This window comes from Paenibacillus glycanilyticus (genome assembly GCF_051200795.1).
Classification (GTDB): domain Bacteria; phylum Bacillota; class Bacilli; order Paenibacillales; family Paenibacillaceae; genus Pristimantibacillus; species Pristimantibacillus glycanilyticus.
On the sequence record NZ_CP195155.1, the window covers coordinates 4703299 to 4715252 of the forward strand.

12 protein-coding genes are annotated in these 11954 nt (G+C 51.0%); all 12 read right to left on the reverse strand.

Translation table 11 applies throughout. The features are described 5' to 3' along the window. Positions 1-29: 29 nt before the first annotated feature. Complete coding sequence (locus tag ACR9FF_RS21260) at positions 30-2186, reverse strand: methyl-accepting chemotaxis protein (protein ID WP_435164515.1); 2157 nt, start codon at positions 2184-2186, stop codon at positions 30-32. Between the two features lie 196 nt (positions 2187-2382). After that, positions 2383-3480: an endolytic transglycosylase MltG gene (mltG, locus tag ACR9FF_RS21265; protein WP_317981309.1), complete on the reverse strand. Its 1098-nt coding sequence runs from the start codon at positions 3478-3480 to the stop codon at positions 2383-2385. Between the two features lie 135 nt (positions 3481-3615). Then, positions 3616-3930, reverse strand: coding sequence for a DUF1292 domain-containing protein (locus ACR9FF_RS21270; RefSeq protein ID WP_127494459.1), 315 nt, complete (start codon positions 3928-3930; stop codon positions 3616-3618). Further along, on the reverse strand, positions 3930-4223 hold the full coding sequence (locus ACR9FF_RS21275; protein ID WP_015845905.1) for a DUF1292 domain-containing protein: 294 nt from the start codon (positions 4221-4223) through the stop codon (positions 3930-3932). The genes ACR9FF_RS21270 and ACR9FF_RS21275 overlap by 1 nt, the downstream gene beginning before the upstream one ends. A gap of 8 nt (positions 4224-4231) precedes the next feature. Beyond that, entirely contained in the window at positions 4232-4648 is a 417-nt protein-coding gene (gene ruvX, locus ACR9FF_RS21280) for a Holliday junction resolvase RuvX (protein WP_127494461.1), read from the reverse strand. Between the two features lie 16 nt (positions 4649-4664). After that, positions 4665-4922 (reverse strand): IreB family regulatory phosphoprotein, encoded by a 258-nt coding sequence (locus ACR9FF_RS21285; RefSeq protein ID WP_015845907.1) that lies wholly within the window; start codon positions 4920-4922, stop codon positions 4665-4667. Between the two features lie 59 nt (positions 4923-4981). Beyond that, positions 4982-7615, reverse strand: a complete 2634-nt coding sequence (gene alaS / locus ACR9FF_RS21290; protein WP_435164518.1) for an alanine--tRNA ligase — start codon at positions 7613-7615, stop codon at positions 4982-4984. A gap of 521 nt (positions 7616-8136) precedes the next feature. Beyond that, a complete protein-coding gene (locus ACR9FF_RS21295; RefSeq protein WP_435164521.1) occupies positions 8137-9207 on the reverse strand; it encodes an AI-2E family transporter in 1071 nt (356 codons plus the stop codon). A gap of 248 nt (positions 9208-9455) precedes the next feature. Next, positions 9456-9653: a hypothetical protein gene (locus ACR9FF_RS21300; RefSeq protein WP_015845916.1), complete on the reverse strand. Its 198-nt coding sequence runs from the start codon at positions 9651-9653 to the stop codon at positions 9456-9458. A gap of 3 nt (positions 9654-9656) precedes the next feature. Next, positions 9657-10202, reverse strand: coding sequence for a PRC-barrel domain-containing protein (locus tag ACR9FF_RS21305; protein WP_201009013.1), 546 nt, complete (start codon positions 10200-10202; stop codon positions 9657-9659). Between the two features lie 17 nt (positions 10203-10219). Next, a complete protein-coding gene (locus ACR9FF_RS21310; protein WP_435164526.1) occupies positions 10220-11377 on the reverse strand; it encodes a cysteine desulfurase family protein in 1158 nt (385 codons plus the stop codon). A 12-nt stretch (positions 11378-11389) separates the two neighbouring features. After that, complete coding sequence (cymR, locus tag ACR9FF_RS21315) at positions 11390-11809, reverse strand: cysteine metabolism transcriptional regulator CymR (protein ID WP_015845919.1); 420 nt, start codon at positions 11807-11809, stop codon at positions 11390-11392. Positions 11810-11954 lie beyond the last annotated feature (145 nt).

The window sequence follows — 11954 nt, forward strand, 5'->3', positions numbered from 1 at the left end:
GATCTTTGATCCAATTGGACGGCTTACGATTAATCGATTTTGAAACGGGACAACGAATCCTTGAGACCGCGGGATACGGCATCCAGCTTCTCGGACAGGTTAACCAGCCCGTTGCTGATGCTAAGCTGCTCCGTGCTAAGCGACGCGACTTCTTCGGAAGTCGCCGAGGACTGCTGCGCAACGGCACTTACATTCCCCATCGCTTCCGTTAACACCGCTTGCGATTGATCCAGCATGGTGACCGAATTCGTTACCGAATCCAGCTTCTGCACGAATTGTCCCATCTGGTTCTGTACCGTGAGGAAGAGCTGATTCGCTTCTTTAACCGAACCAATCTGCTCCTGGAATAACGGATACGCATCGGACAATACCGTAACCGTCTCTTCGATCTGCGTCATGATCGTCTCCGTAATCTGGCCTACGACATCGATCGATTGACGGGATTGATCCGCCAGCTTGCGGATCTCGTCGGCTACGACCATAAAGCCTTTGCCTGCCGCTCCGGCGCGCGCCGCTTCGATGGTTGCGTTCAGCGACAGAATGTTCGTCTGCTTCGTCAGATTGTTTAAAACATCCAGAATTTTTACGATCGAACCGGTGCTCAGCTTGAGGCTATCGACCTTCTCTACCATGGAACGGGTCATTTCTTCCGTCATGCCCGTCTTCTGAATAAGAAGCCCCATGTACGCCGTACCTTGCTGGCTTGCTTTCTCCACTTCGCCGGCGGATTCTACCATATGGCCGGTTGCTTCCATAACCGACTTCATTTGATGATTGATATTGCCTGTCAGATCGCTGCCTCTTTCCGCCTCAACAGCGAGGCTGGATGCGCCGCTTGCGATTTCTTCCGTCGCAACGGAAATCTCTCTTGCCGAAATCGCCGTCTTCTTCGACACGTCGGTCAGCTCGCCAGCCGTAGACAAAACATCGTCAGCCGACTGGGTTGTTTGCTTCGCAAGCGCCGTAATCTGTGTCATCATTTTGTTGAAGCTGTCGCCAAGCTGACCGATCTCATCCTGGCGTTTCTTCATATTCGAACGAACCGTCAGATTGCCGCGTTCGCCTTCATTCATCAGATTGCGCATCGCCATTAGCGGCATTGCAATGGTCCGGATAACCAGCATGCCGATGGCAATTGCGATAAACATCGCAACCAATGCAATCAGCCAGGTCATTTTGTTAATAACGCCGGCGTCTTTCACCAGTTCGTTAACCGGGATTGTTCCGACCAGTCTCCAGCCTGTTGTATCCAGCGTCTTGAATACGGACAGAACCTCTTCCCCGTCAGTGGATTTCTCTTTCAGCGAGCCTTCCTCATCAATATTCAGTTTAACGGCGTTGCCTTTGCCGATAAGACTGTTGTCCGGAGATGAGATGTACTTATTATCGCTGTCCACCAGGTAAATGCTGCTGCCTTTGCCAAGCGATACGTCTTCATATTGGCCGCGGATATCCTCGAGGTTAAGCTCGATCAGCAGGATATACGAGGCCGCATTCGTTGTCGTGTTGTTCATCTGCCTGCTGAGACCAATCGACGGCAGCTTGTCCGATGTGCCAAAGCCCGTTGGCTGCGTTTCAATCCAGTTCACGCCGCCTTTAGAGGTTTTCGTCTTCTCGAACCAATCCGATTTCATCAGATCGGGAGCAACGGCCACGGAGGCCGTTCCGTACGTAATAACCGGTAGTTTATCGTCCAGCGGCAGCAAATAGGCACCGATAATAGCCTTGTTGGCCATCACCGCGTTTTGCAGACGGTCTCCCAAATTCTTCTCCGCCTCAAACAAATCAAAGGCTTCCGTGCTCTCCTCCAGGGTAGAAACAAGCTTATGGAATTCTTTATCGATCATGATCTGCATCGACAGATCCTCGTATGTCTTCAGAATAATATCCAGGTTCGCCGAAGCCTGTACGATGGTCTCGAAGCTTGCGCTTGAAACTTTGTCCTCAACGATACCCTTCGCTTTCGAATAGGCCATTTGACCCACTACCAATACGCACGCGATAATGCTGACGAAAATAATCAGGAATAGCTTTGTACCTACCGACTTTAACGGGTTGGAGAAAATGGATGTGAAAGTCTGCGTTACTTGCTTCGTTGTTTGTGCGGTAACCGCCTGCGCTTTTGATTGCGCTTTCATATTTTGCGGCTTCTCTTTAACTTTTTTAGGTTTGTCCGTTTTCTTCATGCAAGACACCGCCTCTTTATCGTTATGTAATTTGTCTGCTGGATCGGTCTAGTTCTATTACCCTATATTGGTATGTACAGTCCTATTATTTTATATCGGTCGGAAAATGTCAATTGATTAGTAGATTCGAACAACTATTTTTTCCCAATAAAAAACAAGGAAGGACAAATGTCCTTCCTTGTCGAGATTTTCCAACCTATTTCGCAGCCGTTTGATTGCTCGTTTCGATATTTTTCAGATGCTCTTTATACGTTTTGGCGAAGAGATGCGTCTGCGAGCCGTCCTTTTTGGTGACGTAATAGAAGTAGTCGTTTTTCTCCGGATACAAAGCCGCTTTAATCGAAGAGAGACTTGGGCTTGCAATCGGACCCGGCGGCAGTCCGTCGATCTTGTACGTATTATAAGGACTGTCAATCTGCAGATCCTTCTCGTATAACCGTTCCTTTGGCTTATCCAGCAAATACTGAACGGTCGCATCGATCTGGAGAGGCATTCCTTTCGCCAGACGGTTATAGATGACGCCGGCCACAACCGGCCGCTCCTCATCGACAACAACCTCTCTCTCGATCAAGGAAGCAATCGTAAGCAGCTGATGGAGCGTCAGCTTGCGCTCGGCAAGGACGTCCGTCCAACCCTCGGGCAAGGTGTTCAGCTTCGTATCCAGCTCCGCCATCATTCGCTTGAGAATATCCTCTTCCGTACTCCCCTTCTTCAGCTCGTAGGTTTCCGGGAACAAATACCCTTCCAGCCGGTGATGAAGCTTGTCGTCGGCCGGAATGGATTTGACAGCCTCCGCGCCTTCCCAGCCCGGGGCGGAATCCGCAAGCGCCAGAAATTTAGCCTTGTCGATCAGCTTTTCTTCCGACAGCTTGTCGGCAATCTGAAGCAAAGTAAAGCCTTCCGGAATCGTGAACCGGATCATGGCCTCGGCTACAGTGTCTCCGCTGTTCAGCTTAGCGATAATCTCGTCATTCTCCATGCCGGGGCTTAAATCATAGACGCCCGCCTGGAAATGGGAGCCTTCCTTCTTGGCCTTCAAGTAGTATTTAAACAAAAAGGAGTTCTTGATAACGCCATGCTCTTCCAGCGTATCGGATACCGCAAACGCCGAAGCTCCCTTGGCGATTTCAATTCGGACAGGTTCGCCTGGAGCTGTCGGCTTTAACCCGTTCCAAACATACAAAAAGACACTCCCCGCTCCAATAATGAGGAGAGCCAGGAGCGATAAAATGACCCACAGGGCAATACGGCCTGCCGAGGGTCCTGATCTTGAATGCTGCTGTCTCGATTGCACCAACCGCGTTCCTCCTAAAAAAAATGATCGCGCAAACTATATTTCATCAGATTCATCCATTTTCCGACAATAATTTCCTTCGAAAGCCTGAGAAAAAGAGCGGTGGGAGCCGCTCTTCTCAACTTGCGTATGCAATTAAGGCATTTCGTCGTTTGCGAACAGAAGATCATCGTAAGCTTCCGCCGCAAGTTCCCACTCATCATCGTCCTCAATCGTTTCAAGCTGGGGTTCGCCGTTATCGGTCAGGATGACGCGGAATAGCTCAACCTCCTGCTCTTTCTTCATGTCAGGCGACTGCAGAGCGGCATAGACGTACGGGCCAAGCAGGAACTCCGCCTTGATCTCGAACTTGTCGAGACTTCCATGCTCGGAGACCAGCTCGATTACATTCCCGAACACTTCCCGAAGCCGCTCTTGCGGAACCGGAATAATGCGCTCGTCATCAGCCATTAATTTTCCTCCATCTCGCCGAGAAGGGTGTTGAAGGTTTCTTCAACCATATTCCACTCTTCTTCGTCTTCGATCGTGTACAGCTTCAGGTCGTCGCCTTCTTCTTCGTAACGGAAAGCGTATACTTCATCTTCCTCGTCATTTTCGCTTGCAAGCGGAACAACCATCATATATTTCGAATCAGAGCCATCCACTTCAAACTTCATGATGACTTCGAATTCTTCTTCGTTGCCGTCTTCATCCGGAATATAAATAATTTCCGGTTCTTCGAACTGCAGGTCATCCTTTGTCATCGCAACCCTCACCTTTTCGTTTTAGAATCGAGATAATTTTGCAAAATAAGCGTTGCCGCCATTTTGTCTATTACTAGCTTTCGCTTCTTCCGGCTAACATCCGCCTCAAGCAAAGTCCGCTCGGCGGATACCGTTGTCAGCCGTTCATCCCAAAGGTGAACAGGCAAGTTTAGTGTTTGCTGAAGCTGCTCTGCGAATGCCATACTTATTTCGCCGCGGGGGCCAATCGTATTGTTCATATTTTTCGGCAGTCCCACAACGATTTCTGTTACTTCATGCTCTTTCACCAGCTCGGCAATCCGATCCATTTCGCCGCCGTCCCTGCGCCTGTGAACGGTTTCCAGTCCCTGCGCAGTCCAGCCGAACGCGTCGCTGACCGCAACTCCGATGTTGCGGTCACCGTAATCCAAACCCATTGTCCTCATATCCGGCTCCCAATTCTTATTTCTTGTTGTTCAGATAAAACCGGACAAGCTCTTCAATGAGTTCATCACGTTCTTTCTTGCGAATTAAGCTTCTGGCGTTGTTATGCCGTGGAATGTAGGCGGGATCTCCGGACAGCAAATACCCAACAATCTGATTGATCGGATTGTACTCTTTCTCCAGAAGCGCCTCATGCACCGTAAGCAAAATGTCTTGTGAGGAAGATTCGCCTTCCGCCTTCACATTAAACTTCATCGTGTTGTCCATGGAATTCATCGCCAGCACCTCGCTTTCCAACCGCATTTATTAACTAGTTTATTACATTTACACTGCTATCATATCACATTTGATTGGTTAAGAACCAGTTCTTCGGCAAGTTTCAAAGCTTCGTCCAGCTTCGAAGCGTCTTTGCCGCCGGCTTGTGCCATATCCGGACGTCCGCCGCCGCTGCCGCCGCAATGCGCAGCCGCTTCTTTGACGATCTTGCCGGCATGGAAGCCTTTCTTCACCAGGTCGGCGGATACGGCTGCAACCAGGCTTACTTTGTCCTCTTGCACGGCGCCGAGGATAATAACGGCCGAAGGCAGCTTCGCTTTCAGTTCGTCCGCAATGCCGCGGAGAGCATCCATGGTTGGCGCGCTGACTTTCGCGCTTAATACGGTTACGTCGCCAACCGTCTTCGCGCTTTGCTCAAGGGAGCCTGCTTCGATGCGGCTCAGCTTCGCCTGCAGCGATTCATTCTCGCGGCCCAGCTCTTTCACTTGCGTGAACAGAGCTTCAATCCGTTTTGGAACATCGTTGTTGTTTGCTTTAAGAAGCGCCGAAGCCTGCTTCAAGAGATCAAGCTGACCTTCCATATAGCCGTAAGCATGGCGGCCGGTTACCGCTTCGATGCGGCGTACGCCGGAGCCGATGCCGCTCTCGCTTACCAGCTTGAACATACCGATCTGGGACGTATTCGCTACGTGGCAGCCGCCGCACAGCTCGATGCTGTAAGTGCCGACTTGCACGACGCGCACAATGTCGCCGTACTTCTCGCCGAACAAGGCCATAGCGCCCATTGCTTTTGCTTCCGCAATCGGCTTGCTCTCGATAACAACGGGAGTTCCAATCCAGATTTGCTCGTTGACCTTGCGCTCGATTTCCGTCAGTTCTTCCGGCGTGATGCTGCCGAAATGGGAGAAGTCGAAACGTAGACGGTCTGCTTGCACAAGCGAGCCTGCCTGATTAACATGGTCGCCAAGCACTTCTTTCAGTGCCTTGTGCAGCAAGTGAGTTGCCGTATGGTTCTTGATGACATCCTCGCGTACCGAACGGATTACGACCGCTTCCACGGTCTCTCCCTTACGAACGGTTCCGGAAGCAACCACGGCATGATGCACGCTTTGGCCATGCGGAGCCTTCGTGACGTCTTCAACCTGTAGCGTAAATCCGTTGCCTACGATCGTGCCTTTGTCGCCGATTTGACCGCCGCTTTCCGCATAGAACGGAGTGCGGTCGAGCAGCACAAGCACGCGGCTGCCTTCGCCTACGAGGTCTACCAGCGAATCTTCATGGACGATAGCTGTGATTTGGGCTTCTGTTACCAGTTCATTATAGCCAACAAATTCACTTTTAACCGTAAAGTCTGCCAGCGGACCGCCCTGCACGTTCATGCCGCCCGTATCCTGGCGGGCTGCACGTGCGCGCTCGCGCTGTGCTTCCATCGCGGAGTCAAAGCCTTCGCGGTCAACGGTCATGCCGTTCTCGGAAGCAAAGTCCTCCGTCAAGTCGAACGGGAAGCCGTACGTATCGTACAGGCGGAATGCGTCCTCGCCGCCGATCTCCGTTGTGCCCGCTTTGCGCGCTGCCGCAACCAGATCGGACAGCATTACCAGACCTTCGGACAACGTTTCGTGGAAACGTTCCTCCTCCGTACGGATAACGCGCTCGATAAACTCGCGTTTGTCGACAACCTCCGGATAGTAGACGCCCATAATCTCGCCAACAACCGAAGTCAGTTCATAGAGGAACGGACGGTCGATGCCGATTGTTTTTCCGTAACGCACCGCACGGCGGAGTAAACGGCGGATGATATAGCCGCGGCCTTCATTGGAAGGCATAACGCCGTCGCCCACCGCAAAGGCAACCGTACGGATATGGTCGGCGATTACTTTCAGCGCAACGTCATGCTCATCATTGACATGGTATTTCACGCCCGCGATTTCGCAAGTACGTTCAATGATCGGAATGAACAGATCCGTATCGAAGTTGGAGTCCACATCCTGCAGGATGGAAGCGAAACGCTCGAGACCCGCGCCTGTATCGATGTTTTTGTTCGGAAGCGGCGTGTAGCTGCCGTCTTTGTTATGGTTGAACTGGGAGAATACAAGGTTCCACACTTCGAGGAAGCGCTCGTTCTCGCCGCCAGGCCAGCATTCCGGATCGTTCAGGTCGCCGTACTTGTCGCCGCGGTCATAGAAGATTTCGGTACAAGGTCCGCATGGGCCTTCGCCGATATCCCAGAAGTTCTCGTCCAGCTTGTAGATGCGCTCTGCCGGAAGGCCGATTTTCTCGTTCCAGTACTTGTACGCTTCTTCGTCTTCCGGATAGACCGTAACGGAGAGGCGGTCGGGATCGAAGCCGATCCATTCTTTGCTCGTCAGGAACTCCCAAGCCCAAGTGATGACTTCTTCTTTGAAGTAGTCGCCGATGGAGAAGTTGCCCAGCATCTCGAAGAACGTATGGTGACGGCGGGTTTTGCCGACATTCTCGATATCGTTCGTACGAATGCATTTTTGCGAATTCGTGATGCGCGGATTGTCGGGAATGACGCGTCCGTCAAAATAAGGCTTGAGCGGAGCCATGCCCGCATTGATCCAGAGCAGCGACGGATCGTTGTGGGGCACAAGCGATGCGCTTGGCTCGATATGGTGTCTTTTGCTTTCGAAGAAGGAAAGCCATTTGGAACGAATTTCACTTGCTTTCATTGTTTTACGCCTCCGTTTAACATTGAGCTGTACGCACTATGAGAAATTCCGAGCCTTTGGCCGCTGTTGTTTTTGAATTTCTTGAACGATATGTACAAGGTTGAAATTCAAAAACAAAGGCGGGCGCTACCGCTCCAAAAGCTTCGAATTTTCTCTCCGTGCAGAAAGCTCTGATTTTTTAAAAAGTGTCTAATTTTTTAAACATAAAAAAGTCCCTGTCATAAGACAGGGACGAATTTAATATCGCGGTACCACCCTGGTTATTGCCCGAATGCACGCTTGCCGCCGCATTCAAAAGCAATCTCCTCGTATGGACGATAACGGGTCCTCCCGGTGAAGTTCGTTCACACTCCGAAAGTAGCTTTCGGCCATTCTTCGTCCCAAGAGCTCTTACAGCCGACGCCCGAAGGCGAAGAAGCTCTCTCTCTGATTGACGGGCTATGGCTTACTTCCTTCCATCAACGCTTTGCATGTAATAGTTGCTGCAACTGTCTAAAGTATATCGGCCAATGGGACGTCTGTCAAATGGTCTTTCGCCGGACGTAATAAGCGAAGATATGCTGGACGATCACTTTAAGCGCCGCAAAGATCGGAACCGCCAGAATCATTCCGACAATGCCGGCTATCTCCCCTCCGACCAGCAAGGCGAAGATGATCGCCAGCGGATGAATATGGAGCGTGCGCCCAACCACCTGCGGGGACACGACATTGCCCTCAAGCACCTGGCAAGCCATGTTGACGATGACGACAAACAGCACCATTTTCATCGAAATCGTGGATGCAACAAGAAGGGCTGGAGCCGCGCCAAAGAATGGACCCAAGTAAGGAATAATGTTCGTAACCGACACAATGCTGGCGAGCAGCAGCGGATACGGAAGCCCGATAATGATGTAGCCGATATAAGCGAGTATGCCAACGATGATACAGACGATAAATTGCCCCCGAATGTAGCTCCCGAGCGCCGTATCGATATCCTTGAGCAGCCTGACGGTATGCTTGCGGTGCGACTTCGGAACGTAGGTAATTACCGTCCGCTCGAACAAATCGAAATCCTTCAATATATAAAATGCCAGGAACGGGATGATAAAAGCGATAAATACCGCATTTACGACAGACCCGATATTGTTGATGAAATGGGATACGGTATCCGACAGCTTCTTCTCCATCTGATAAATGGACTTGTTCATCCCGTCCCGGATGCTGTCCGGAAGGAAGGATGTATTGTTCAAGTCGCTCACAAGGCTTTCCGCGCGATAGGTCAGATCGGGAACATGGCGGTTCAACTCGTCCATTTGTTCCTTGAACATCGGGATTACATTAACCAATATGACGGCGAGCGCCGCGCAAAACACGGCATAAATCAGCAGTACTGCCACGGTCCGGGGAACCTTCCGCTCATGCAGCATCGTCACAACCGGATTCAGCACGTAGGATACGATCATTGCGATAATAAACGGGGCGAGGATCGACCTCAAGAACACGTAAAGATGAATAAAAATAGGCTTTACCAACAGCAGCAGATACAGAGCAAGAAGCCCCATAATGATATAAACCAGCCACACAAACAGACGGCTCTTCGTCAACCGTTCCACCGTCTTCACCCCCGTTTGTTTCATTCCCGTAAGCCATAGATTGACAGAGCAATCTGCTTCAGTATATGTACAAGCGGTCCTTTTCATCCATAAATGCCTAATTCGTATTTATTCCGCCACGATCCACTTCATCTGCAATATGCGTCCTTCTTGGCATTCCCTTTGTTTTGGTTGGATTCCAACCTATAAAAACAGCAAAAAGGACGGCCCTAAGCCGTCCTGAAGTCGTCAACCGATCTATGAAACCGCTAATTGATTTGAATTTGCGGCATTTCCTCTTCAAAGAACAAATCGTCGAGCGAACTTAACGTTCCGTCCTCTTCCACTTGATAGACCGACATCTTCTCACCGTTCACCGTCAGCTCTATGAAGCAGCCCCAGCAGTAGAACTGATGGGAACCGATTTTACCAATATCCTTTGAATTGCAATTGGGACATCTCATCATCTTTCATTTCTCCCTATTTATCGAATTGGAAGCTGCGACAGGCTCCAATTCCGCTTCACTGACAGCAGGAACGATAATCGCGTCTTCCCCGAGCAGCACGGCATCCGGATCATCCGGGGCCTTCAGCCATTTGCGCCCTTCCATCAGATCCGATATAAAGCCATCCGTAAGCTCATAGCCTACTATTTGTGTACCCTGAAACGGGTAAAAATAAACATCGGATACTCTTCCTAGCTGTATGCCTTGCACCGTTACGACAGGCAATTCCTTCAGCTTTACCACGCCGGTCTCAAAAGAACGTCCGATTTCGGCCGCTTTAACCGGCTTTATGGCGGATTCCCTTGATATAAATACCGCGTCTTCGCCGCAGGTTAATACTTCTGCCCATTCCACGGTTTTAACCGATGTCGCAAACCATTTTGCGCCTTCCACGATAAGACCGATTAACCGCCAATGTTCATCGAACCAAGCGTCCTTGACAAAGCCGACATGCTTGCCGGAATGAATGACAAGCACCGGCAGCCCGATTAATTGCTGGAGTTTGATCATGGCGTGCTCGGGGCCTCCTACTGATTGGTACGGATCCGCTCCACGATTGTCGCGATTTTGCGTGCAGCGTCTTCCAGTTCCTCCACAGTATTCCCCAAACCAAAGCTGAATCGTACAGCCGAATTCAAACGTTCCTCCGGAAGGTTCATTGCCTTCAGCACATGCGACCTTTCGAGCGAACCCGACGTACAGGCAGAACCGCTAGCCGCGGCAATGCCTTCCATGTCGAGGTTCATAAGCATCGTCTCCGTATCAATCCCGATAAAGCTGATATTTACGATGTTCGGAAGATAATGCTCCGCGTTTCCGTTTATAACGATCTCCGTTTGCCCGGCCAGCGCGGATTTCAGCTTGTCTACCCATTCTGTACGAAGCTTGTCCAGGAAAAGTTTCTTGCTCCCCGGATTGTTCACACAAATTTCAACAGCTTTAGCGAAACCGGTAATGCCGGCGACATTCTCCGTCCCCGGTCTCCGCTTTCGCTCCTGCGATCCACCGTGAGCGATAGGCTCAAACGGCGTGCCGTTTGCCAAATATAAAGCGCCTACGCCCTGCGGACCGTTTATTTTATGCGCGGAAAAGCTCATCAAATCAACCGGCAGCTCGGACAGCCGGTACTCAGTCGTGCCAAAGGATTGAACGGCATCCACATGGAACAATATGCCATGGGCATGGGCAAGCTCGCCAATCTCTTCGATTGGCTGCAAGGTGCCGATTTCGTTGTTGCCGTGCATAATGCTGATAAGCCCCGTAGTTGGCCGAATCGCTGCGGCAATCTCGTCCACCGAGACGCGGCCTGTCTGATCTACCGGCAGGTACGTCACTTCATAACCTGCCTCGGCTAACGCCTCGCAGGTATGCAGGACGGCATGATGCTCCGCGCTTGACGTAATGATATGGGTTTTGCCCTTCTTCTTCATCGCCGCTGCTGCGCCGATAATAGCCGCATTGTCGCTTTCCGTTCCGCCGGAGGTGAAGATCAGCTCGGATGGCTTGCATCCGAGCGCGGCCGCGATCAAATCGCGGGCCCGGTTCACTCTCTGCTTCGCCGCGCGCCCGAAGGCATGCATGCTGGACGGGTTGCCGCCGGCCCCCGTCATCACTTCCAGCATCGCTGCGGCTACATCCGGGTGCATCGGCGTTGTAGCTGCGTGGTCAAAATAATACTTTTGCATACGAATCCCTCATTAAATATAGAACATATAGCTGTCGGCAACGCCGGCATCCTGGTAGTTCACCAGATCGGCCAAGGTTGTCTGATCAAGCACGCTTGCGATACTGTCGCGGATGCGCAGCCATAAATCGCGTTTGGCCGGGTCATCCTCTTCCGTGAAATCTACCGGGGAAATCGGGCCTTCCAATATACGAATCACGTCACCGGCCGTAATCGTCTCCGGTTCCTTGGACAAGATATAACCGCCATAAGCGCCGCGAATACTTTTTACGAGTCCGGCATTGCGAAGCGGTGCAACCAATTGCTCCAGGTAGTGTTCGGAAAGCTGATTGCGCTCGGCAATGCTCTTAAGTGAAATCGGACCTTCGCCGAATTTTCCCGCAAGCTCCATCATAATGGTGAGGCCGTAACGGCCTTTCGTCGATATTTTCATATTCGGGCACCTCTCTTAAGTAGTAGTTGTTCCAATCGATAGCGCGTATGTTAGCGTATTGTTTGTTATAATTACGGGTATTCCCATATCATATCTATGTTAACACAACCTTTTGCGACATGCGAGAAAAGGATTGACTTTTCAT

Excerpts from the sequence above, each read along its gene's own strand:
- ACR9FF_RS21260 (WP_435164515.1), bottom strand. The coding sequence starts at position 2,186 with ATGAAGAAAACGGACAAACCTAAAAAAGTTAAAGAGAAGCCGCAAAAT.
- ACR9FF_RS21270 (WP_127494459.1), bottom strand. The coding sequence starts at position 3,930 with ATGGCTGATGACGAGCGCATTATTCCGGTTCCGCAAGAGCGGCTTCGG.
- ACR9FF_RS21275 (WP_015845905.1), bottom strand. The coding sequence starts at position 4,223 with ATGACAAAGGATGACCTGCAGTTCGAAGAACCGGAAATTATTTATATT.
- ruvX (WP_127494461.1), bottom strand. The coding sequence starts at position 4,648 with ATGAGGACAATGGGTTTGGATTACGGTGACCGCAACATCGGAGTTGCG.
- ACR9FF_RS21285 (WP_015845907.1), bottom strand. The coding sequence starts at position 4,922 with ATGAATTCCATGGACAACACGATGAAGTTTAATGTGAAGGCGGAAGGC.
- alaS (WP_435164518.1), bottom strand. The coding sequence starts at position 7,615 with ATGAAAGCAAGTGAAATTCGTTCCAAATGGCTTTCCTTCTTCGAAAGC.
- ACR9FF_RS21300 (WP_015845916.1), bottom strand. The coding sequence starts at position 9,653 with ATGATGAGATGTCCCAATTGCAATTCAAAGGATATTGGTAAAATCGGT.
- ACR9FF_RS21305 (WP_201009013.1), bottom strand. The coding sequence starts at position 10,202 with ATGATCAAACTCCAGCAATTAATCGGGCTGCCGGTGCTTGTCATTCAT.
- ACR9FF_RS21310 (WP_435164526.1), bottom strand. The coding sequence starts at position 11,377 with ATGCAAAAGTATTATTTTGACCACGCAGCTACAACGCCGATGCACCCG.
- cymR (WP_015845919.1), bottom strand. The coding sequence starts at position 11,809 with ATGAAAATATCGACGAAAGGCCGTTACGGCCTCACCATTATGATGGAG.